This window comes from Dyella sp. SG609 (assembly GCF_012275375.1).
Classification (GTDB): domain Bacteria; phylum Pseudomonadota; class Gammaproteobacteria; order Xanthomonadales; family Rhodanobacteraceae; genus Dyella_D; species Dyella_D marensis.
This window is the reverse complement of sequence record NZ_JAAZQJ010000001.1, coordinates 24,530-46,090: the sequence shown is the minus strand read 5'-3', so window position 1 is coordinate 46,090 and position 21,561 is coordinate 24,530. Positions and strand designations below refer to the sequence as shown.

General features: G+C 67.6%; 26 protein-coding genes. 14 read left to right on the top strand and 12 right to left on the bottom strand.

From position 1 onward, the window contains the following. Positions 1-15: 15 nt before the first annotated feature. Positions 16-603: a GrpB family protein gene (locus FHW85_RS00240; protein WP_168646927.1), complete on the bottom strand. Its 588-nt coding sequence runs from the start codon at positions 601-603 to the stop codon at positions 16-18. A gap of 93 nt (positions 604-696) precedes the next feature. Between FHW85_RS00240 and FHW85_RS00235 the strand changes: the two genes are divergently transcribed. The 5 genes from FHW85_RS00235 to FHW85_RS00220 all read left to right on the top strand — a co-directional run bounded on the left by FHW85_RS00235 (position 697) and on the right by FHW85_RS00220 (position 4,910). Continuing rightward, positions 697-1,305 (top strand): PadR family transcriptional regulator, encoded by a 609-nt coding sequence (locus FHW85_RS00235; RefSeq protein WP_210427667.1) that lies wholly within the window; start codon positions 697-699, stop codon positions 1,303-1,305. A gap of 5 nt (positions 1,306-1,310) precedes the next feature. Then, positions 1,311-1,814: a hypothetical protein gene (locus FHW85_RS22245; RefSeq protein ID WP_246866593.1), complete on the top strand. Its 504-nt coding sequence runs from the start codon at positions 1,311-1,313 to the stop codon at positions 1,812-1,814. Then, entirely contained in the window at positions 1,804-2,430 is a 627-nt protein-coding gene (locus FHW85_RS22240) for a DNA-3-methyladenine glycosylase (protein ID WP_343203650.1), read from the top strand. The genes FHW85_RS22245 and FHW85_RS22240 overlap by 11 nt, the downstream gene beginning before the upstream one ends. Before the next feature lie 371 nt (positions 2,431-2,801). Beyond that, complete coding sequence (locus FHW85_RS00225; protein ID WP_208399692.1) at positions 2,802-3,647, top strand: hypothetical protein; 846 nt, start codon at positions 2,802-2,804, stop codon at positions 3,645-3,647. Positions 3,648-3,653: 6 nt separating this feature from the next. Continuing rightward, entirely contained in the window at positions 3,654-4,910 is a 1,257-nt protein-coding gene (locus tag FHW85_RS00220; protein ID WP_246866592.1) for a DUF4785 domain-containing protein, read from the top strand. 135 nt (positions 4,911-5,045) lie between these two features. Here FHW85_RS00220 and FHW85_RS00215 read toward each other — a convergent pair whose 3' ends face one another. The 5 genes from FHW85_RS00215 to FHW85_RS00195 all read right to left on the bottom strand — a co-directional run bounded on the left by FHW85_RS00215 (position 5,046) and on the right by FHW85_RS00195 (position 11,268). Next, positions 5,046-6,473, bottom strand: a complete 1,428-nt coding sequence (locus FHW85_RS00215) for an XVIPCD domain-containing protein (protein ID WP_168646925.1) — start codon at positions 6,471-6,473, stop codon at positions 5,046-5,048. 10 nt (positions 6,474-6,483) lie between these two features. Then, entirely contained in the window at positions 6,484-7,104 is a 621-nt protein-coding gene (locus FHW85_RS00210; RefSeq protein WP_167253920.1) for a hypothetical protein, read from the bottom strand. Between the two features lie 280 nt (positions 7,105-7,384). Further along, complete coding sequence (locus FHW85_RS00205) at positions 7,385-10,330, bottom strand: GGDEF domain-containing phosphodiesterase (RefSeq protein ID WP_168646924.1); 2,946 nt, start codon at positions 10,328-10,330, stop codon at positions 7,385-7,387. 126 nt (positions 10,331-10,456) lie between these two features. After that, positions 10,457-10,639: a hypothetical protein gene (locus tag FHW85_RS00200; protein ID WP_168646923.1), complete on the bottom strand. Its 183-nt coding sequence runs from the start codon at positions 10,637-10,639 to the stop codon at positions 10,457-10,459. Then, positions 10,639-11,268, bottom strand: a complete 630-nt coding sequence (locus FHW85_RS00195) for a TetR/AcrR family transcriptional regulator (protein WP_210427666.1) — start codon at positions 11,266-11,268, stop codon at positions 10,639-10,641. Before FHW85_RS00195 ends, FHW85_RS00200 begins: the two co-directional genes overlap by 1 nt. A gap of 142 nt (positions 11,269-11,410) precedes the next feature. Here FHW85_RS00195 and FHW85_RS00190 point away from each other — a divergent pair, with 142 nt between their 5' ends. Both FHW85_RS00190 and FHW85_RS00185 read left to right on the top strand, forming a co-directional pair. After that, positions 11,411-11,926, top strand: coding sequence for a hypothetical protein (locus FHW85_RS00190; RefSeq protein WP_167253907.1), 516 nt, complete (start codon positions 11,411-11,413; stop codon positions 11,924-11,926). A 230-nt stretch (positions 11,927-12,156) separates the two neighbouring features. Continuing rightward, positions 12,157-12,522, top strand: a complete 366-nt coding sequence (locus FHW85_RS00185; RefSeq protein ID WP_168646922.1) for a DoxX family membrane protein — start codon at positions 12,157-12,159, stop codon at positions 12,520-12,522. A gap of 3 nt (positions 12,523-12,525) precedes the next feature. Here the strand turns inward: FHW85_RS00185 and FHW85_RS00180 are convergent, their stop codons facing one another. The 4 genes from FHW85_RS00180 to FHW85_RS00165 all read right to left on the bottom strand — a co-directional run bounded on the left by FHW85_RS00180 (position 12,526) and on the right by FHW85_RS00165 (position 16,067). Then, positions 12,526-13,329: an SDR family oxidoreductase gene (locus FHW85_RS00180; RefSeq protein ID WP_168646921.1), complete on the bottom strand. Its 804-nt coding sequence runs from the start codon at positions 13,327-13,329 to the stop codon at positions 12,526-12,528. A gap of 118 nt (positions 13,330-13,447) precedes the next feature. Beyond that, positions 13,448-14,764, bottom strand: a complete 1,317-nt coding sequence (locus tag FHW85_RS00175; protein WP_168646920.1) for an ATP-binding protein — start codon at positions 14,762-14,764, stop codon at positions 13,448-13,450. Beyond that, on the bottom strand, positions 14,761-15,501 hold the full coding sequence (locus FHW85_RS00170; protein WP_168646919.1) for a response regulator transcription factor: 741 nt from the start codon (positions 15,499-15,501) through the stop codon (positions 14,761-14,763). Before FHW85_RS00170 ends, FHW85_RS00175 begins: the two co-directional genes overlap by 4 nt. Before the next feature lie 26 nt (positions 15,502-15,527). After that, positions 15,528-16,067 carry a thioredoxin family protein gene (locus FHW85_RS00165; protein WP_167253896.1) on the bottom strand — a complete coding sequence of 180 codons (540 nt, stop codon included), beginning with the start codon at positions 16,065-16,067 and terminating at the stop codon, positions 15,528-15,530. A gap of 301 nt (positions 16,068-16,368) precedes the next feature. Here FHW85_RS00165 and FHW85_RS00160 point away from each other — a divergent pair, with 301 nt between their 5' ends. The 7 genes from FHW85_RS00160 to FHW85_RS00130 all read left to right on the top strand — a co-directional run bounded on the left by FHW85_RS00160 (position 16,369) and on the right by FHW85_RS00130 (position 20,493). Further along, on the top strand, positions 16,369-16,782 hold the full coding sequence (locus FHW85_RS00160; protein ID WP_168646918.1) for an organic hydroperoxide resistance protein: 414 nt from the start codon (positions 16,369-16,371) through the stop codon (positions 16,780-16,782). Between the two features lie 35 nt (positions 16,783-16,817). Then, positions 16,818-17,096, top strand: a complete 279-nt coding sequence (locus tag FHW85_RS00155) for a DUF2282 domain-containing protein (RefSeq protein ID WP_168646917.1) — start codon at positions 16,818-16,820, stop codon at positions 17,094-17,096. Beyond that, positions 17,093-17,524, top strand: coding sequence for a DoxX family protein (locus tag FHW85_RS00150; protein ID WP_168646916.1), 432 nt, complete (start codon positions 17,093-17,095; stop codon positions 17,522-17,524). Before FHW85_RS00155 ends, FHW85_RS00150 begins: the two co-directional genes overlap by 4 nt. A 52-nt stretch (positions 17,525-17,576) precedes the next feature. Further along, a complete protein-coding gene (locus tag FHW85_RS00145; RefSeq protein WP_167253888.1) occupies positions 17,577-18,332 on the top strand; it encodes an alpha/beta hydrolase in 756 nt (251 codons plus the stop codon). Between the two features lie 45 nt (positions 18,333-18,377). Continuing rightward, the gene (locus FHW85_RS00140) at positions 18,378-18,662 is read left to right on the top strand and encodes a hypothetical protein (protein WP_168646915.1); all 285 of its coding nucleotides are present in this window, start codon (positions 18,378-18,380) and stop codon (positions 18,660-18,662) included. Positions 18,663-18,901: 239 nt separating this feature from the next. Further along, the gene (locus tag FHW85_RS00135) at positions 18,902-19,747 is read left to right on the top strand and encodes a DUF692 domain-containing protein (RefSeq protein WP_168646914.1); all 846 of its coding nucleotides are present in this window, start codon (positions 18,902-18,904) and stop codon (positions 19,745-19,747) included. After that, on the top strand, positions 19,747-20,493 hold the full coding sequence (locus FHW85_RS00130) for a DNA-binding domain-containing protein (protein WP_246866617.1): 747 nt from the start codon (positions 19,747-19,749) through the stop codon (positions 20,491-20,493). Before FHW85_RS00135 ends, FHW85_RS00130 begins: the two co-directional genes overlap by 1 nt. Before the next feature lie 40 nt (positions 20,494-20,533). On the opposite strand, the gene FHW85_RS00125 is transcribed toward FHW85_RS00130, so the two are convergent. Both FHW85_RS00125 and FHW85_RS00120 read right to left on the bottom strand, forming a co-directional pair. Continuing rightward, a complete protein-coding gene (locus FHW85_RS00125; protein ID WP_167253880.1) occupies positions 20,534-20,770 on the bottom strand; it encodes a 4-oxalocrotonate tautomerase family protein in 237 nt (78 codons plus the stop codon). Between the two features lie 51 nt (positions 20,771-20,821). Next, on the bottom strand, positions 20,822-21,532 hold the full coding sequence (locus tag FHW85_RS00120; protein WP_168646912.1) for an SDR family oxidoreductase: 711 nt from the start codon (positions 21,530-21,532) through the stop codon (positions 20,822-20,824). Positions 21,533-21,561 lie beyond the last annotated feature (29 nt).

Here is a 21,561-nt window from a genome sequence, read left to right as displayed (position 1 = left end):
AGGATTCCGCGTATCTCAACTGCCGGTATTCACGCGGCGAACCTCGCGCAGGTCTTCGGCGCGGCAGCCTGCCTCGCTCAGGATGGTGAGCAGGAAATCCGTCTTGCCCATGCTGTAGCGGAACGGCTCGTAAGGGTATTGATCCGCCAGCCGCAGTTTCAGCTCGCCATAGGCTTGCGCGGTGCCCGGATGGGCGCGCAGGTAGTCGCGCACTTTCAAATGATTTTCCAGCGCCACGCCGCCGCGCACGCAGGCATACAGGTGATGCGACGGCGAACCCGGCGGCGGTTCGAACGCCTCGCGGTCTTCGATGCCCAGGTCGCCGACGTGCAGATAGCCGATCCCGGCCAACCGCTCGATCGCGGCCGCCATGCCGGCGCGGGACGGCACGATCACGTCGATATCGATGATCGGCTTGGCCGCCAGCCCCGGCACCGAGGTGCTGCCGACATGCTCGATGGCGATGGCGGCGTCCCCGACCGCGGCCTGGATGCCTTGCCGCAAGCGCTCGAACTGCTGCGGCCAGGCGGGATCGTAGGCCTCGACCAAGACGCGCCGGCGCAGCAGGTCGGGGGCATCGGATGCGGGCGGGTTCGGGATCATGGGCCGGCACTATAGGCTAAATAGTTGATGCTGACTAGTTGATCTCAACCATCGAGCCACCGACACTGCCCTACGGCAGCGACAGGAGGCCCGGTGAGCAGTCGAAAAGTGTCCAATCCGCTGGCTTTGGCCGTCATGGCCTGGCTGCTGACCGGTCCGATGCACCCCTACGAGCTGGGCAAGCGGCTCAAGGACACCGGCAAGGACCGCAACATCAAGTACAACCGCGGCTCGCTCTACATGGTGGTGGAGCAGTTGCTCAAGGCCGGCTACATCGTCGAGCACGAAACCCTGCGCGATACCTCGCGGCCCGAGCGGACGGTCTACGCCTTGACCACCCTGGGCCGGCACGAGCTCTACGCATGGATGCGCGAGTGGACCGCCACGCCCCAGCACGAATACCCGCAGTTCGGCGTGGCGCTGTCGCTGTTGAGCGTGATGGAACCCAGCGAAGCCGTCGAACTGCTGCTGCAGCGGCAAACCGCCATGCAGGCGCAGATCGAAACCATCGAGTCGATGTTCGACCAGGCCAGGCGCGACAACGTGCCATGGATCTTCCTGATCGAAGAGGACTACCGGCTTGTCCTGCTGAAAGCCGAGTACGGCTTTATCAGCGAACTCGCCGAGTCGCTCAACCGCGCCGACTATCTCGAAACCTGGCAAACCTGGAAGGCTTCGCTGGGCCAGGGCCAGGACCCGTAGCGCGCATGAAACCGCCGAAATATTCGCTGCCGGAAATCGAACGGCGCTGGCTGGTGGAACCCTCGCGCCTGCCCGAGCTCACCCGCCTGCCCTGCCGACGCATCGAAGACTGCTACATCGAGCAAAGCCTGCTGCGCCTGCGCCGCATCGAGGCGCCGGATGGCGAGGTGGTCTACAAGCTGTGCAAGAAATACGGCCGCGGCGATACGCTGGCCAATCCGATCACCAACCTCTACCTGTCGCCGGACGAATATCTGGCGCTCCGCGCCCTGCCCGGCCTGCGCGTGCACAAGCAACGCTACGCCGTGGAGGGCGGCGCCATCGACATCTACCTTTCATCACCCGCGCTGGCGATCTTCGAGATCGATTTCGACAGCGAACAGGCGGCGGCGGACTACGTTCCTCCACGCTTCGCCGGCAGGGAGATCACCCACGACAGCGCGTATTCGGGCGCTGCACTGGCAGCGCGTTTCACATCGGATCCAAGGGACGAAACGCGTGGCCCGTAAAGCTACATCGATCCACTGGCCCGGCACGCCGCTGCAGCGCGCATTCTTCGACCGCCCTTCGGTCACCGTAGCGCCGCTGCTGCTCAACAAGATCTTCGCCGCCGCCGATGGCCGCGCCGGCCGCATCGTGGAAGTGGAAGCCTATGCCGGTGCCGTCGATCCCGCTGCGCACACCTATCGCGGCAAGACCCCGCGTAACGCGACCATGTTCGGCCCGCCCGGACATCTGTATGTGTACTTCACCTATGGCATGCACTGGTGCGCCAATTGCGTATGCGGTCCGGAAGGCGCCGGCGGCGCCGTGCTGATCCGCGCGCTGGAACCGATGCACGGCCTGGCCCGGATGCGTGCGGCGCGTCCGCGTTGCGCACTCGATCGCGACTTGTGCCGCGGCCCGGCGCGCCTCACACAAGCACTGGGCATCGACGGCGAACAGGACGGTATCGACCTGGTGAGCGCCAAGGACGGCTACACCGTCGTCGACGATGGCGTCGCGCCGCCGGCCGGCATCGTCGGCGGCTCGCGCATCGGCATCAGCGTCGCCAAGGATTTCCCGTGGCGCTGGTACGTGCCCGGCAATCGCTACGTCTCCGGCACGGCAGCGCAGCGAGCCTGAAGACCTTCGCCCGCCGGCGCGCCTCGTTCAAAACGTTCGAAACGCGAGAACTTGCAGAATCACGGCCTGCTCACGCCGCCCCCGCAGTTGCGGCACCTTGCGTGCGTGACATGTCGCTGCAACGAAGATAGCCGCACCGCTTCACAGAATCCGTGGCGATCCGCCGGCTAGATTCCCCGCGCTCAGCCCTACGTCCGCATGGAAGCCGGCACCAGGCATCGCCGCCATCGCTCTCCATGCGCGCCCGGCTCGCAGGCGCGCCGTTCCCGACGACACCGCTCGTCCCGCACGGACGCCATACCCGCGCATGGCTGCACGCCATGCGCCCACTCAAGGAGGGAACTGACGTGCGACGTTCGATCGGAACTTTGATGGGAATCCTGCTGCTCGGCCTGGCCTGCGCCACGGCCCATGCAGCCACCGGCGTGGCCCTGGTGCACGGCACCGGCAAGCAGACCGACGCGGCCAACGACTACTGGCAATCGGCCATGGTCGAAGGCGTGCGCAACGGGCTCACCGACAAGCAGAACCTGCTCGTCGTCAACTGCGACTTCGAACAATACATGTGGGACAACCGCGCCGCAGGCTGCCTGGCGCAGCAGCTCACCGACTTCATCAACGCCCGCAATATCGACCGCCTGATCGTGATCACGCATTCCAACGGCGGCAACGTGATGCGCTGGATCCTGTCCAATCCCACCTACGACGCACGCTATCCGAACATCATCCGCCGCATCGTGCGGGTGAATGCGATCGCACCGTCCAGCGCCGGCACGCCGCTGGCCGATGCGGTGATCAACGGCAACGTATTCGAGTCGGCGCTGGGCTGGCTGCTCGGCTACCAGAACGACGCCGTGCGCATGCAGCAGGTGAGCTGGATGGCCACCTACAACCAGCAGAACCTGCTGGGTACCGCCGGCCGCCCTGCGCTGCCGGTGGCTTTCCGCGCGGTGGTCGGCACCGACGTGACTTCGGCCGTGTGGAACGGCGACAGCTACTGCGGCGGCTATGCGCAGAGCGTGGGCCTGGAGATCACGCAGAACTGGCTGGACAGCTGCTCGGACGGCTTCATCAACTGCAGCAGCTCCTCCGCCGCCGGCAGCGTGTGGTTCCGCGATACGCAGCGCACCAGCGGGGGCGCGGTGCTGAACCACAACCAGAGCCGCCGCGCCTGCTTCGGCCTGGAATCCATCCTCGCCAACGACATCAAGGGATAAGCCGCCATGCGCATTCGACCGATGATGCTGGCGCTGCTCGCCGGCGCCCTGCCCCTGTCCGCCTTCGCCGCCACGCAGAACCTGCTGCCCGCGCAGGCCGGCGACCTGGTGCCCGCCCTGGTGCATGCCCGCATGGCCAGCCCGACCGCCGCGGTATCGAGCCGGCTCGCGCCGGCCGCGCCGCAAGTGCATGAAGAGCGGCAGCCGATCCAGGTGAGCTGGGCACTGAACGCCACCGAATCGCTGCAGGCCACGCCGCAGGCGGTGCGCCGCGAAAGCCGCGAATACTGGCGCGAAGTGAGCGACACCGAACTGCAGCGCGGCGTCGATCTCGCCACCACCGCACCCGGCGCGATCATCCGCCTCAGCCCCGGCCAGGGCGGCACGCGCCTGCAGCCGGCCGACCTGCGCCTGCAGGTGGGCGGCAAGCGCTTCGACGGCAATGCGGCCACGCGCAACGTCGCCGACACCGCGCAGTTGCAGGCCGCCGGCATGGAGGCCACCGATGCTTCGATGGCGCTGCAGCTGCGCACGGAACTGGGCGCCGGACGCACCACGCTACAGGCACCGAAGGCGCACGGGCGCTATGTCGTCTACGTCTACGAGCCGCAAAGCCCGTTGGTGGTGGAAGCGCAGGCCGATCGTCCCGAGCTGCTGCTCGGCGGCAACCTGCAGGTGGCGCTGAACCTGCGCGACGGCGCGCAGCAGCGCGCACTGGGCGCCGCCACCGGCGTGCTGCGCTCGCCCGACGGTGAAACCACGCCGTTGAGCTTTCAACGCCGCAGCGACGGCAGCTTCGTCGCCATGGCCACCCCGGCGAAGCAGGCTTCCATGCCCGGCCTGTGGGAAGTGCAGAGCACCGTGACCGGCACCGATGCCAACGGCCGCGAGGTGCGCCGCAACGTCAACACCGCGGTGGCGGTGGCGGTGCCCGATGCGCGCTTCATCGGCAATGCCGAACCGCGGCGCGCCGGCGATGGCGGCGTGGATATCGCACTCGGTGTCGACATCCGCAGCGGCAGCCGCTATGCGGTGTCCGGCGTGCTGTACGCACGCGGCGGCGAAGGCCAGCAGATTCCTGTGGCCTATGCGCAGTCGGCGGCGTGGCTGGAAGCAGGTGCCGGCGAGCTGCGCCTGCACTTCGATCCGGCGAGCCTGCACGGCGTGGCACCGCCGTACGAGCTGCGCGACCTGCGCCTGCAGGACCAGCCCGCCATGGGCCTGGTCGAGCGGCGCGCCAGCGCCTTGCGTTTCTCGCTGTAAATGCACAAGGCCGGGAATGGCTCGTCCATTCCCGGCCTTGGCGCAGCCGAAAAAAAGAGGTGCCGGCTAGCGGCACCTCGATAAGTCTGCTGTCCTGCCAGCGCGTGGATCGCGTCGGCAACTACCGCGGGACGTTCAGCGCGCCTGGGCCTGCTGACCCTGCTGGTTCTGCTGACCCTGCTGCTGATGCTGCCCCTGCTGCTCCGGCTGCGCGGCGCGATGCTGCTGCCACTGCTGGCTGCTCTGCGCGACCGAGGTATTGACCGCCTGCGCCGTGCCCACCTCGGTGATCTGCTTGGTGGGCGAATGCAGGTCGCCCTGCACGCCGAAGGCCTTGCTCTTGTCCTCGCTCAGCACGACGTGGTTGATCTCGTTGAGGCCGTCGCGGCGCGCCTGCACCGCCACCGCCGCGGCGAGGTTGTTGCTGCTGACGTCGGGCTGGCGGCCGACCTGCGCGTCCAGGCGGTGCACGGCGTCCAGGGTCTGGCGATACAGGCCGTTGTCGGGATGCGAGGCCTGGTCGAGGCGCGTCACGCCGGGTTCCGCGCCGGAAGGCAGAGGAGCGATCGGCTGGTAGGTATGCGTGGTGGCGCTGTGCCGGAACGTGGCATCCACCGACGTGCCGGAACTGCGGTCGACATAAGGCACGGGCGTGGTGTTGCTGCCCAGGTCGATGCCGTTCTGCGCCACGATGTTCGGGCTCAGACGCAGATTCGCCATGTCCACCCGCAGCTCGTGCGCGGGCACGCCCGGCTGCGGCGGATTGTAGTGCCGCTCGAAGCGGATCGCGTCGCTGATGGCGTTGGCGCCGTAATAGTTGGCGTAGCTGGAATTGCCGTTGTGGCCCAGGCCGCCGGCACGGTCGAAGTAGTTCTGCCCCATGCCTTCGAGGTTCTTCGCCGACGTCGCCATGTGCAGGTTGGCGTCGACCTCGAGGTTGGGCTTCATCGAATAGGTCGGCGGCACGTGGCTGCGGTCCACGTCGATGAAGTCATTCATGCGGAACGGCTGCTGCTTGTAGATGTCCTGCAGCGTGGGCGCCGGGCGATGGTGGTCCGCCGCATCCTTCTGCGCGGCGCTGACGATCGCATTCCAGCCGGAGATCTCCGCGCCCGCCTCGTCGCGCCGGCTGGCGGCAATGAGGTTGCCGATCGGCGCGGTGTAGTCGTGCTGGTGGCCGGGCGACTGCGCCACCGCCGTGAGTTCCTGGCCGAACCTGGCGCTGGCCTGGGCCTTCTCGGCGGCATTGAAGCCGTGCTGCAGCTCGTGGCCCAGCACGAAGGTGGCTTCGCCGGCCTGGTAGCTGCCGTGCGCTGGCGAGGTGAGCATCGTCAGCGGCAGCCGCATTTCCTTGTCCTGCGGGCTGTATTCGCCGCCCGCGTGCGGATTGTTCAGCGGCACGATGCGCTGCAGGTGTCCCGCCGCCACCGCGTCGTTGACCTCCTGGGTCAGCGCGGGCGAACCGTTGAGGGTGTTCTGCAGGTTCTGCAGCTGTTGCGCGGTGACGCCGGGCTGGTGCCCGAACGCATCCACCACCGCCTGGGCTTGTGTAGTCAAAGGCATGACGGTCTCCTTACCGTACCAGCACCATCTTCACGCAGGTCGGGCCGGAGGGCTCGCCGTTGTCGGCGTGTTCCACCTCCGGATACACCTCCACGCGCATGCCCGGACGCTCGAACGCGTCGTAGGTCCAGCGATTGTGTTCGCCGTGCGCGGAATGGCGGGCGAAGCCCATCGATTCCAGCTCCGCGGTGAAGCGGGCGAAATCCGGCTCGCAGATATCCTTGAGCGCCGCCTGGGTACCCGGCAGCGGATCGAAGTTCAGGTCCACGCGCCCTTCGCCGTCCACTTCCTGGCGCATGATGCTGAAGGCCCAGTTGCCCGGCAGGCGCTGGCCGTAGCCGAACTCCTCCGAGTCGACCTTCTTCACCGGCACGCCGAACGCGCCTTGCATGGACTCCGGAGTGATGTCCGCGACGCTCTTGCTGCCGCGGATCAGTTCCAGCGTCCGCTGCAGCGCCTGGCTCGCGCTGAGAGAGTCGGTAGCTGCCGACGTGGTCATCGCATGTTTCTCCTTGACGTGATCGTGTGGCTGGCCGGACGCGGCCAGGAGCGGGCCGGCGCCCAGCATACCGATGGCGGCGAACAGCATGAACCGGCCCGCGGCCGGTGTGCGCGAAGCTGCATGATGCATGCGAGATCCTTGTCCGCTTCGTGTCTTTGGCACATCCAGTCCCTGTGCTGCCCCGTGCTTCGTCGTGGTCGCCCGCGTGGCCGCGGCGCGCCTGTCCCTGACGTTCGATGAATCAGTTTGCCAACCCGAATGTGCGCGTCAGGTTAAGGCGCCGCGCCGGCGAAAACTGCGGACCAGCGCACTGTTGCTTCCCCGCCGCGAGGCCGGGGGAAAGTACTCGCGGCCCTGGTGGCCTTCAAGTAGACCGAATGGCCAGGGGTGCAGGCGCCTGGCGCCCCGCCTACTCCACCCTTGCCCTGGCCGGCGTCCACTGCGCCAGGAAATCCGCGAGCCGCTCCGGCCGGCCCAGGTAGAAGCCCTGCGCGCCATCGCAGCCATGGCGATAAAGCCATTGGTATTGCGCGGGCCGCTCGATGCCTTCGGCGATCACGCGGATGCCCAGGCTCTTGCCCAGCGCGATGATGGCATCGCAGATCGTCGCCGAGCGCGCGTCGCTGTCGACGCCGCGAATAAAGGCCTGATCGATCTTGAGCATGTCGATCGGCAGGTCGTGCAGATAGGAAAGGCTGGAAAAGCCCGTGCCGAAATCGTCCAGCGCCACCGCCACGCCATCGGCGCGCAGCTGCCGCATCACTTCGATGGCCTTGTCGCGGTGCTCGATCAGGCAGCTCTCGGTAAGCTCGATATGGATGGCGTGGTCGGCCAGCTCGTAGGCCGCGCGCACCGCGCGCAGGTTGGCGACCAGATCGCTGCCGCGCAGCTCCGCGGGCGAGATGTTCACGCCGATCGGCAGATCGTCGAAACCGGCCTCCTTCAATTGCAGGCTGGCCTTGGCCACCTGGCTGAGCACCCAGCGTCCCAGCGGCACGATCAGGCCGGACTCCTCGCACACCGGAATGAAGGTGGACGGCGGTATCAGCGAACCGTCGGCCTGCGGCCAGCGCATCAGCGCTTCCAGGCCGATCAGGCGCTGGTCGGGAAAGCCGGTGATCGGCTGGAAATACATTTCGAACTCGTGGCGCCGCACCGCGCGCCGCAGGCTGGCCGAGAATTGCATGCGCTCCTTCGACTGCTGCGCCAGCGCCGGCTCGAAGTAATGCACCGAACGGTGGCTGCGCACATGCGCATGCGCGGCCAGCGCGGCGCGCGCGAACAGCACGTCGCCCTGGCTGCCGTCCTTGGGGTAGCTGGCGACCCCGAGCACGATCTCCATCTGGTGCTGGGTTTCCTCGAAATACAGCGGATCCGCGGCGCACTGCACCACCGCCTGCAGCGCGGCCTCGCTCATGCGCTCGCGCGGCGCGACCCAGGCGAATGCTTCGTCGTTCACCGCCGCCAGGAAACCATCGCCGCCCACCCGCTGCACCAGCCGCGCGGTCATCGCGCGCAGCACACCGGCGGCGACGTTGATGCCGAAGGTATCGGCCACCGCATCCATGCCCAGCAATTGAACGTAGGTGACACCGAACGGCTGGCCTTCGGCGGCCAGCTCGTCCAGCTTCGCCAGCAAGGCATGCTGGTTCGGCAGTTTCGTCACCGGATCGTGCGAAGCGCGATACGCCAGCTCGCGTTCGCCCGCCAGCTGCTGGCCGACGTCTTCGGCCAGCACCAGCCGCGCCGGCACGCCGTTGAAGACGATGTCGGCGGCATGGATGCGCACTTCGATCGCCCGGCCCTGCCTGGTTCGATGCGTCCACACTTTCGGCGCGCCGCGCGCGTCACCGGACGCCAGGTACGCCACCAGACCGGGGCTCTCGCCAGGATCGCGCAGATCGAAAATGGTCATCGCGAGAAACTCCTCGCGCGTATAGCCATAAACCTGCACCGCTGCGGCGTTCACCTCGAGAATGCGCAGCGACTCGGCATCGAACACCCAGAACGGCAACGGATTGCGGTCGAACAGCGAATGGAAGCGCTGCTCGCTCTCGGCCTGGCGCCGATGCGCTTGCGCCTGTTCGGTGACGTCGACGACGGTGCCGGTCATGAACCGTGCGCCGTCCTGGCCGACCACCACCTTGCCGCCCGCGGAGAGGCTGCGCTCGCTGCCGTCGGCGGTACGGATGCGGAATTCGGCGCGCAGGTTGTCCTGGTTCCTCCATGCGGCGCCGGCCTGGGCGATCAGCGGCGCACGATCTTGCGGATGCACCATGGCCAGGAATGCCCGCACGCTCGCCGCCTTGCTCCCGCCGGGCAGGCCGAAGATCTCGCCCTCTTCGTCGGTGCAGGCCAGCCGGCCCTGCTGGAACGTCCAGATCGCCGTGCGGCCCACGCGCTGCGCGGTGTGCAGTTCCTGCGTCTTGGCCTGCAGGTGTTCGATGTAATAGCGCTGCACCTTGCCGGAGCGATAGATCACGCCCAGCAGGCTGGCGAAGGCGAACAGATAGAACAGATAGAAGGCGGTGGCCGCGATTACCTGCCGGCGCCACGGCGCCAGCGCCTTCTGGTAGGTGATGCCGGCGACGACCTTGAATGGATACGGCTCGATGGCCGTGGTGGCCCGCAACGGCAGCGGCCCTTGCCAGCCGAACAGATGGCGCACCCACCATGGCGCCACCAATGCGTTGGCATCCGCGGCGGCGGCCCTGGCATCGCCGCCCTGCACGATCGCGCGGCCCTGCGCATCTTCGAGCGCGAAGAAGATGTCGTTCGCATGCGGCACGTTCACCACCGCGCGCTCCAGCGCGGCGACCTGCATGTCCGCCACGATCCGCCGATGCTCGTCGAACGGCGCCCCGACGTACATCACTTCGCCGCCGGCCGTCTTCTCCACGGGGCCGAAGCATGGCGCGCCCACGGTGCGCAGCTCGCCCATGCCACAGGAGGCCCATACGGTGCCGGTCGATACCTCCGGCACCGTGCCCGACGAGGCCGAGGCCGCCGCATCCACCACGTCGATATGCAGGATCTGCGGCTGCCGCCGCATGATCTCCGCCACCATGCCCTTGAGCAGCACCTCGCTCTGCTCCGGCGCCACGCTGTGCAGCCGGTTCGATTCCTCGGCGATGAAGGTCAGCGAATTGGCGCTGAAGCGCAGCGGCATGCGTACCGCCTGCGACACGTGCGCAGCCACCTCATGCGTGCGATGGCTGCTCTCGCCCAGCTGGGCGCGCAAATCCGAACGCAGGCCGCTCATCAGCACGGCGAACAGCAGCACGGCCGTGAGGCTGCCGAACACGAAGATGCTCAACAGGGATGGCCCTTTCGGCGGACCGCTCGTCGTCGCCATGACCTGCCTGCTTCCTCCCCCTGACGCCGTATGCGCGGATCGGCCCGGTGGCCAGGGGACCGCGGCGCGCATCCTGCGTGCATGCAAGCCCCTTGGCATGAGGCGACGATAACGCGAGCGCTGCGCTCAGGCCATAGGGCAGCCCCGCCCGGCGTGCTCGTGCAGCATCTTCCGTGACGCGACGCTCACATGGTTGCGCAGCGCGTGGCGCTGGCGTTGCAGGTCCCGTTGGCGGCAGCAGGGTTCGATGGCGCGCGGACGGCGGGTGCCGCCGATGCGCTCGCCAAGCTCGTCCAGCTGCATCGGCATCAGCGCCGCGCCGCCGGATAGAGCCGCAGAAAATCCGCGGCGGCCTGGCCGCCCCGCTGTTCGCATTCCTTCGGCTTGGGCGCCTCGCGCAGGCGCAGCAGCAGGCTGATCATCAGGTCGCCCCAGAGCAGCGCAAGATAGCGGGCGCTCATCTCGCGCGGATCGCCGGCGGCCAGCATGCCGGACGCTTGCGCCTGGGCGACGAGGTCGTGCACCGCGATGCGGATCGAAGCGCGGGCGGTATCGAGTGTTGCCGCCACTTCAGGCGCGCGCTGCGCCTCGGTGATGGCGAGACGGAAGACCGCCATCACGCCAGGCTGCGTCACTTCGCGCAGCACGGTGGCGCCGAGCTTCGCCAGCATGGCGGCCAGCTCTTCGCGATGGAGCGGCGCCGGCAAGCCGGTCGGCAACCGCATGCGCTCCGCGCGGTCGGCGACGCAGGCGGCGAGCATCGCCTGCTTGCTGCCGAACAGCGCATACAGCTCGCGCTTGGAGACCTGGGCGCGCGTGGCGATCTTCAAGGTGCTGGCCTCGGTGTAGCCCAGCTCCATGAAGCTTTCCATGGCGGCGTGCAGGATCCGCTCGCGCACCGGCGCTGGACCGGCTTCGACGCTGGCTGGCTTCTTCACGTAAAGATCCTTGCATTGGTACCCGCCAGTACCGTAGCATGAGTTTCACCGGTACCAACCGGTACCAAATGGAGCCGCAGCGCCTTCGACGCCCGCGGCGTTTCCGGCATAGACCCAAGCCACCACCCGATGGGGGGCCGACATGTTGCCTGCCGCTATCTTTCTGACGCAGATGATCCTTGGCTACGTTGCCTGGCTGCTCTGCTTCCGCGCTTATCTCTGGCCCTGGCTGCGCTCGATGGAGCGCATCGATGCGCTCCGCGCCATCGCCACCTTGCACAGCTTCCGCTTCTTCGGCCTGGTCTTCATCATGCCCGGCGTCGTCGGTCCGCATCTGCCGGCAAGCTTCGCCGGCTTCGCGGCCTATGCGGATCTGGCCACTGGCGTACTGGCCCTGCTGGCCCTGATGACGGTGCGCATGCGCCCGATGTTCTGGACCTGCGTGGCCGCCTTCAACGCGGTCGGCATGGCCGACCTGCTGCTGGACTACTACCACGCCGTGCAGGCGGGCCTTCCCGCCATGGCGGGCGAGCTGGGCGCCGCGTATGCGATCCCGGTGATCTACGTGCCGCTGCTGATGATCACCCACGTCGCCGCGTTCTATCTGCTGCTGCGCGCACCCGCCCCGCAGGCATCGGTGCGCGCGGCTGCCGCCTGAGGCGCCGCAAGCCGGCCGTCATCGAATCGCCAGGGCGAACGCCTGCGCCGCCCGCAGGTCGGTGAACCGGCGCGAGCATCGTGAGCGAGGAATGGCCAGCGCTGAAACCGCGGCTTGCCGCGCAGCTCGAAGGGGCGGGATAGCGCCGCGCCGATTCAGCAAGATCGGGACCGCACCGCGCTTGCGCCTTGCGGACACTTTGGATCCACCGGCGATCCAAGGCGTCCCGCATGCTTGCACTTCCATGGCTGGCCTCTTTCGGCTACGTCCTGCTCGGCCTGTACTACGCCGTGAACGGCGCGCTGCATTTCCGCCACTTTGCCGGCCTGTCCGCCACCTTGTCCGCGCGCCGCATTCCCTGCGCAGACGCCACGCTCGCTATCGGCTCGATCTTCCAGCTCATCGCCGGAACGATGCTCGCGCTGCAGTTTCAGTTGCGCCTCGCCGCACTGGGCCTGGCCGCATTCACCGTGCTGGCCTCGCTGATGATGCTGGACTTCCGGCGCGCCGAAGGCGCGGCGCGCGAAGCGGCGATCCGCGCCTGGCAGGCCAATCTGGCGCTGACAGGCGCGTTGCTGGCGATCGCACGGGCCTGAAGCTCAATCCACCGCGCGCAGGTAGCGCACCGCCGGCTGCGCACGCGAGAGTTGCGGCAGCAGCTTTTCGCGGGCGCCTTCGTAGGCGGCCCAGTCGCCCAGTTCCGGCAGCGCCGGGATGGTGAACACCTCGCCCTGGTCGAAGCCGGCCAATGAGGCATCGACCATCGCCTCCGCCGTCATCACGATGGCCGGCGGCAATTCGCTCACGGGCTTGCCGGAGTCCGCCCAGAATTCCGTCGCCGTCGCACCCGGCAGCACCGCCTGCACGCGAATGCCTTGCGCGGCGAGTTCGTGTTGCAGCGAGCGGGTGAACGCGAGCACGTAGGCCTTGGTGGCGCCGTACACGCCATTGAGCAGCTCCGGCGCAATGGCCACCACCGAAGCGATATTGATCACCGCCCCCTGCCCGCGCTCGACGAAACCCGGCACCGCCGCATAGGTGAGACGCGTAAGCGCGCCGATATTCAGCTCGATCATCTGCGTCATGCGCGCCACATCCGATTCCAGCAGCGGCGACACCGCTCCCATGCCTGCGTTGTTCACCAGCATCGAGATGCTGCGATCGGTGCGCAGCAGTTGCTCCACGCCGGCGACGCCGGCCGGATCGCCGAGATCGGCGGGAAACACCTGGATCGAGCGGCCGGTTTCGTCGGTGAGGCGGCGGGCCAGTTCGTCCAGGCGCTGCCGGTTGCGCGCCACCAGGATCAGGTCGTGGCCGCGGCGGGCCAGGCGGTCGGCGTAGATGGCGCCGATACCGGTGGAGGCACCGGTGATCAGGGCGGTGCCGTATGGGTGGGTGCTCATGTCGATGCTCCGCATGCGCCAGCGGGATGCCGGGCAGATGCGGACTTTGTATGCCTGGCGGCCTTCGACTTAAATGTCGAAGATGCCACCTTTTATGACATGCCCATCGGGCGCCCGCTCAAGGCAGGCTCACGGTCGCCACCAGTCCGCCGCCCTCGCGATTGGCAAGTTTCAGCGCGCCGCCGATCGCCAATGCCAACTGCGCGGCAATCGCCAGGCCCAGGCCCGCGCCGCCGGTGTCGCGGTTGCGCGAAGCCTCCAGCCGGTAGAACGGCTGCAGCACCTGTTCGAGTTCGTCTTCCGGGATGCCCGGCCCGCGATCGGCCACCGCGATGCACAAGGCGCCGCCCGCGTCGCGCCACGACGACACTGCGGCCGAGCCGCCGTACTTGATCGCGTTGTCGACCAGATTGCCCAGCACGCGCTGCAGCGCCTGCCGGCGCACCATCGCGGTGCCGCCGGCCACGCTCTCCAGCGTCACCGGCTTGCCGATGTCCTGGTAGTCGAACACCAGGCTTTCCAGGAAGGCATCCATGTCCAGCCGCACCGGCGTCTCCGCGCCGCCGTGCGCGCTGCGCGCATAGGCCACGCCTTCGCGCACCAGGTGTTCCATCGCCTTCAGGTCGCCCAGCAGCTTGTCGCGCTCCTCGCCGTCGGCCAGCCCTTCGGCACGCAGGCGCATGCGGGTGATCGGCGTCTGCAGGTCGTGCGAGATCGAGGCGAGGATGTGCAGGCGCTCCTTCAGATGCCGCGCGATGCGCTCCTGCATGGTGTTGAAGGCGACCGCGGCCTGCGCCACTTCGGTGGGGCCGTCCTCATGCAGGCGCGGACCGTCGGCGGTCGGCGTCATCGCCTCCGCCGCCTCGGCCAGCCGGCTGAGTGGGCGCGTCGCCAGCCGCACCGCCAGCCATGCGCACAGCAGCACCGTCGCCAGCTGCAGCACCAGCACCAGCGGCAGCCAGGGCTGCACCGGCTTGAGCGCGGGCGTGACTTCCAGCGTGAGCGGCGTGCCATCGCCCAGGGTGAAGTGCACCTGGTAGCGTTCCGGCACCTTGGAAATCGCCTCGGCATGCACGCGGTACGCGGGGCCGACTTCGTTGGCGATGCGCTGCGACAACTCGCGCGAGCGCTGGGAAATCAGCGGAAAACCCGGCTTGCCCGCGTCCAGCAGGTAACGGTAGTTGTCGCGCTCCAGCCGCCCCAGCCAATCGGCGCGCTCCGCCGCCGGCAGGCGATTGAGCACGGCGACCGAGGTGGCCACGTCGTGCTCCACCGTATTGAGCATGACCGCGGTGGCGCTTTCGAAGCGCTCGTAGAACGCCAAGGCCAAGGACAACCCGGTCGCCAGCGCCAACCCGACGACGATGATCAGATACAGCCGCGACGCCATGCTGCGCGGCAACCAGCGCGGCGTGCGTGCGGCTTGCGCGCTCATGCGCCCTCGCCCGGCACGGTCACCGGCATGCTGAACACATAGCCTTCGCTGCGCACCGTCTTGATGTAGGCCTGGTCCTTGGCATTGTCGGAAAGCCGCGTGCGCAGGCGGCTGACCAGCAGGTCGATCGAGCGGTCGAACAGCTCCGCGTCGCGCCCCTGGGTGAGGTTGAGCAACTGGTCGCGCGACAGCACGCGCTGCGGATGGTCGAGGAACACGCGCAGCAGGCGGAACTCGGCGCCGCTGAGCGGCACGATGGTGCCGTGCTCGTCGAGCAGGTGGCGCGCGGTGGTGTCCAGCCGCCAGCGGCCGAACGCCAGCTCGCTGGCCGCCTCGGTCACGCGCAGGTTGGGCGGCAGCATGCGCGTGCGGCGGATCACCGCCTTGATCCGCGCCAGCAGTTCGCGCGGCGCGAACGGCTTGGTCACGTAGTCGTCCGCGCCCATCTCCAGGCCGACGATGCGGTCGGTCTCGTCGTCGCGCGCGGTGAGCAGCACCACCGGCAGCGCGCGGTGCTTGCCGCCGCGCAGCGTGCGGCACAGCACCAGGCCGTCGTCGCCCGGCATCATGATGTCCAGCACCACCAGGTCGAAGGCCGAGCCGTCGAGCTGGGCGAACATGTCGCGCCCGTCCACCGCCGCGCTGGCGCGCAGGCCGTTCTTGCGCAGGTAGTCCACCACGCCGTTGCGGATCTCGCGGTCGTCGTCCACGACCAGGATGTTGTCGATGTGGTCCATACCTTGCCCCGTTGCGGCGCGCCCGTTCAGGCCTTGCCGAGCAGCGTGCGCACGCGCTGCTCGATCTGCTGGTAGTTTCCCTCGCCGAAGTGGCTGTAGACCAGCTTTCCGTTGCGGTCGATCAGATACAGCGCCGGCCAGTAGCGGTTGCCATAGGCATTCCACAGCTTGTAGTCGTTGTCGGCCACCACCGGCCAGTCGATCTTGTACTGCGCGATGGCGGCCTTGAGCGCGGCGGGGTCGCGCTCCTCGTCGTATTCCGGCGTGTGCACGCCGATCACCACCAGGCCGTCGCCGGCATAGCGGTCGTGCAACTCGCGCGTGTGCGGCAGCACGTGGATGCAGTTGATGCATTCGCGCGCCCAGAACTCCACCAGCACCACCTTGCCCTGCAGGCCGGCCAGCGTGAGCGGCGCGGAGTTGAACCACGGGCCGGCGCCGGCCAGTTCCGGTGCGGGGCGCGCCTCGCGCTCCGGCGCCAAGGCAGCGGGAGTGGTGCCGGGCCAGACGGCCACGCAGGCGGCGGCCAGGAACAGCGCGGCGGCGGTGATTTTCAGATAACGCATGGGGATGTCCTCGTGATGGCGATGCAGCGCATGCGCTGCCCAGGTGCGTATTGAAGCGCCGCGCCTTATCCCCTCCATGTCCGCCGAAGCGGCTTTTTGTATCCGAATGTACAAGCCGCCCGGGCCCGCACCGGCGCCCGCGCCGCGGCTTTTGTATCGAAACGTATCGGCCCCCGCCCGCTACACATTGCGTTGCCTTTGGGCACCCGCGGCGACACAAGCGGGATACGCCGCCGCGGTTTCCTGTGTCCACCGGCCGCCGCCATTCCGGCGCGATGGCCAACCACCAGGAAACCATCCCATGAGCAGCAACGTTCTCTACACCGGTAAGACCACCACCACCGGCGGCCGCAACGGCCAGTCGCGCAGCGACGACGGCCGCCTCGACATCCAGCTGACCCCGCCGGGTGCGCCGGGCGCCGGCACCAATCCCGAGCAGCTGTTCGGCGCCGGCTGGTCCGCCTGCTTTATCGGCGCGATGGGCTTCGCCGCGCAGTCGATCGGCGTGCGCCTGCCGGCCGGCACCGAAGTGCAGGCCGACGTGGACCTCGGTAATACGCCCGAGCGCGGCTACTTCCTGCAGGCGCGGCTCAACGTGAGCCTGCCGGGCCTCGATCGCGACACCGCCCAGGCCATCGTCGACGGCGCCCACCAGACCTGCCCGTACTCCAAGGCGACGCGCGGAAACATCGACGTCGCGATCCACCTGATCTGAGCTCTCACACCTACACCATCCCAAGGAGAACACCGATGCACCGCACGCACGCCAAGCTCGCCGCCACCCTCGCCCTGGGTCTCGCCTGTTTCGCCGCCTCGGCCCATGCCGACGAAGCGCAGAGGAAGCCCTTGGAAAAATGTTACGGCGTGTCTCTCGCCGGCAAGAACGACTGCGCCGCCGGCGCCGGCACCACCTGCGCCGGCACGTCCAAGACCGACTACCAGGGCAATGCCTGGGTGCTGGTCGACAAGGGCACCTGCACCACGATCAAGACGCCCAAGGGCTACGGCACGCTGGAGCCTCGCCAATGAACACGGTGGCGACGACCACGTCGCGCTGGAACCGCGCGCTGCCGGAGGCCGCGCTGCTGCTGATCGGGCGGCTGGCCATCGCCGCGGTGTTCTTCCAGTCCGGGCGCACCAAGGTCGAAGGTTTTCTCACCATCAAGCAGTCGACCTACGACCTGTTCGTCGCCGAGTACGCCCTGCCGGTGATTCCGCCGGACTGGGCGGCCCGGCTCGCCACCGGTGCGGAGCATCTGTTCCCCGTGCTGCTGGTGGCCGGCCTGTTCACCCGCTGGTCGGCGCTGGCACTGCTGGGCATGACCGCGGTGATCGAGATCTTCGTCTACCCGCTGGCCTGGCCCACCCATCTGACCTGGGCCGCCCTGCTGCTCCCGCTGATCGTCTACGGCGGCGGCGACTGGTCGCTCGACCGCCTGCGGCGGCGCCAACGCTGAAATTCTTTTTGCCAACCCACTCCAACCGCTTAGTCAACCAGGAATCCATTCCATGCGTACCCTGCTAGGTATTGCCATCGCCATGGCCGTCGCCACCGGCGCAGCCACCGCCGCCGAGGCGCCCACGCCCGCCATCAAGAACGTCGTGATCGTGCCCGGCGCGTTCGTCGACGGCTCCGGCTGGCGCGTCGTCCACGACATCCTTATCCACAAGGGCTACAAGGTGGTCGTTGCGCAGCCGCGCATCGACACGCTCGCCAACGACACCGAACAGGTGCGCGAACTGATCCGCCAGCAGGACGGCCCGGTGGTGCTGGTCGGCCACAGCTACGGCGGCGCGGTGATCACCCAGGCCGGCAACCGCGACAAGGTGAAGGCGCTGGTCTATGTCGCCGGCGTGCAGCCCGACGTGGGCGAGAGCCTGTCGCAGGTGGTGGGCTCGATGCCCTCGCCCAGCAACGACGTGATGCCGACCCGCGACGGCCATCTGTATTTCGATCCGCGGAAATTCGGCGACGACTTCGCCGGCGACCTCGGCAAGAACCGCACGGACTTCATGGCCGTCTCGCAGGTGCCCGCCAGCACCGCCGCCTTCGGCGCCACCATGCAGGTCGCCGCCTGGCACAGCAAGCCGAGCTGGGCCGTGGTCACCACCGACGACCGCGCGCTGAGCCCCGACCTGCAGCGCTGGATGTACCAGCGCGCCGGCTCCAAGGTCACCGAAATCAAGGCCAGCCACGCCGTGTACATCTCGCAGCCCGAGGCCGTGGCCAGGGTGATCGAGGACGCCGCCAACGGCGTGCGTTGAGTTTCTTCTCTCTTATTCCATTCCATCCATTCAAGGAGTCACCTCATGAGCATCATCGCTACCAGGTCCCGTTCCAGCCTCGCTGCCGCGGCCGCACTCATCGCCATTGCCGCGGCTTCCGTCATCTCGCCGGTCAAGGCGGCCGACCAGGGTTCGCAGCAGCGCGAACCGGTGCGCTGCTATGGCGTCAACAGCTGCAAGGGCGAGAGCCTGTGCGCCACTTCGAAGCACGATTGCAAAGGGCTTAATGACTGCAAAGGTCAGGGCGTCGTCGTGAAGACGAAGGCGGAGTGCCTGGCGGCGGGCGGGACGTTGACTGAGCCAAAGTAAATAGGCTCCAAGTCGGAGCCTCCCTTCTCCCCTCCGGGGAGAAGGTGCCGGCAGGCGGATAAGGGGCCGGGGCTCGCCACGAGATTTCAACGGAGCGGAGAAAAGCTTTTGAGCCCTCCTCCAGATTCGACGTCGCGCTCCGCCCGGCCCCTCACCCCAACCCTCTCCCCGGAGGGGAGAGGGGGCTGGTCGAGGCGAGCAATCAACCTCCTTTTTCAAGCGAACGCAGGAGCAACACCATGCCCCACGCCAACCCCACCTTCGACGGCTACGGCCTCGGCCTGCGCCGCGAGCACTACCGCGACTTTCTCGACAACGACGTGCCGGTCGACTTCGTCGAAGTGATCTCCGAGAACTTCATGGTCGATGGCGGCCAGCCACTGGACATCCTGCGCCGCGTGCGCGAACGCCACCCGGTGATCCTGCATGGCGTGTCCATGTCGATCGGGTCCGCGGATGGCTTGCGCGTCGATTACCTGAAGCGCCTGCGCAAGCTGGCGGATACGATCGAGCCCTTGTTCGTTTCCGATCACCTGAGCTGGTCGCGCTTCGCCCATTTCAATTCGCACGACCTGCTGCCCCTGCCCTACACCGAGGAAACGCTGGCCGTGGTCTGCCGTAACATCGACATGGCGCAGGAAGCGCTGGGCCGCGCGATGCTGTTCGAAAACCCGTCCAGCTACGTCAGCTTCGCGGCGTCCACCATGGCCGAATGGGAATTCATTGCCGAGATGAGCCGCCGCACCGGCTGCGGCCTGTTGCTGGACGTCAACAATATCCATGTCAGTGCGCAGAACCACGGTTGGGATGCGCAGGCCTATCTGCACGGCATACCCGCCGACCGCGTGCGCCAGATCCACCTGGCTGGACACACCCAGGGCGAGGATCTGCTGATCGACACCCACGACCAGCCGGTCAACGACGAAGTGTGGTCGCTGTATGCCGCCGCCACCGCGATGTTCGGCCCGGTCGCCACCATGATCGAACGCGACGACGCCATTCCGCCGTTGCCGGAGCTGCTCGCGGAACTGACTATCGCCCGAAGCTTGCGCGATGGCCATGCGGCGGTGAAGGAGGCTGCGTGATGCTGGCCGAAATGCAGCGGGATTTCAGCGACTGGCTGGTGCGGGCGGGAGACGACGACGGTTTGCGTCGTGGCCTGGTCGCTACGCGCGGCCTGGCTGCCTACCAGAACAACTACCGTACGCAACTGGTCAATGTGTTGCGCGCCAGCTATCCGCAACTGAAGCTGGCCATGGGCGACGAGGCCTTCCTGCAGCTGGCCATCCATTACATCGACCGGCAACCGCCTTCCTCGTGGACCCTCGACGCCTATGGCGCCGATCTCCCCGACAGCCTGCAGGCGCTGTATCCGCACAATCCCGACCTGCAGGAGCTTGCGTGGATCGAATGGACGCTGTCGGAGGTTTTCGTCGCGGCCGATGCGGCGGCGCTCTCGCCCACCGATCTCGATGGCGTCGATTGGGAGACGGCTAAGCTGCGCCTGAGCCCCGGGCTGCGCCACCGCGCAGCCACCACCAACGCGATGGCGATCTGGTCGGCGCTGCAGGACGAAACGCCGGTGCCGGAGGCTGAAATGCTCGAAGCACCGGCAGGTCTCGTCGCCTGGCGCCAGGGCTTCATATCACGCCTGCGCCAGGTCGATGCGATCGAACATGCGGCCCTGCTTTCCTTGCAGGAAGACGGGCATTTCGGCGCGCTGTGCGATGCGCTGGCCGAACGCCTCGGCGAAGAGCCAGGCATTGCGCGTGCGGGCCAGCTGCTGGCGGAATGGATCGGCTCGGGCATCGTGGTTGGCGTAAGCCACTGAACGCCACGGCCGCGCGGCACTGCCCGCGCGGCCTCCCGGCTTACTTCTTCGCCGCTTCGCGCTGCCGTCGATATTCCAGCGCCGGCAAGCCGCCCCAGCCCCAGTTCTCCGTCTCCACTTCGTCGATCACCACGAAGGTGGAATCCAAGGGCTTGTCCAAGACATCCAGCATCAGCTGGCTGACGCCCTTGATCAGGGCGGCCTTCTCTTCGGCGGTGGCCGCATTGCGGCCGGGCGCGGTGCCCTCGCGGGTAATTTGAATATTGATATAAGGCATGACGCTTTCCTCGCGGTGATGAAAGGGCCGGCCACGGCCGGCCCATCCGTTTCAGTGACCGGCGCTCTGGCCGCCGTCGACGTGCAGGATCTCGCCGGTGACGAAGCCCGCCGAATCCAGGTACAGCACGGCATCGACGATATCGGCTACTTCGCCCATCCTGCCCACCGGATGCAGCGCTGCGAGAAAGCCGTGCGTCTCCGGTGCGTGCATCGGCGTCTTGATCACGCCGGGCGATACCGCATTCACGCGCACGCCACGCTTGGCATATTCGATGGCCAGCGACTTGGTGGCGGCATTCAGGCCGCCCTTGGTCAGCGCGGCCAGCGCCGCCGGAACGCCGTCGATCGCGTGATCGGTAAGACTGGTGGTGACGCTCACCACGTGGCCGCTGCCCTGCTTCTCCATCTCCGCGATAGCCAGCTGCGTGATATGGAAGAAACCGGTGAGGTTGACCGCGATGTTGGCGGCGTAATCCTCCGCTGTAAATGCGGTAAACGGCTTGGCGGTGAAAATGCCGGCGTTATTGACCAGGGTGTCGATGCGGCCGAAGCGCCCCAGCGCTTCCGCCACGATGCGTTCGGCGACGGCACGCTCGGCGATGTCGCCGGCTACGGCGATCACGTCCGGATCGCTGGACGGCTGGATCGAGCGCGAATTGGCAAGCACGCGGTAGTTGCGGTCGCGGAAAGCCCTGACGAGGCTTGCGCCGATGCCTTGCGATGCGCCGGTGACGATGGCGACTTTCTGTTGGCTGTTCATGGGGTGCGTCTCTTGGGGGAAAGGAGGTT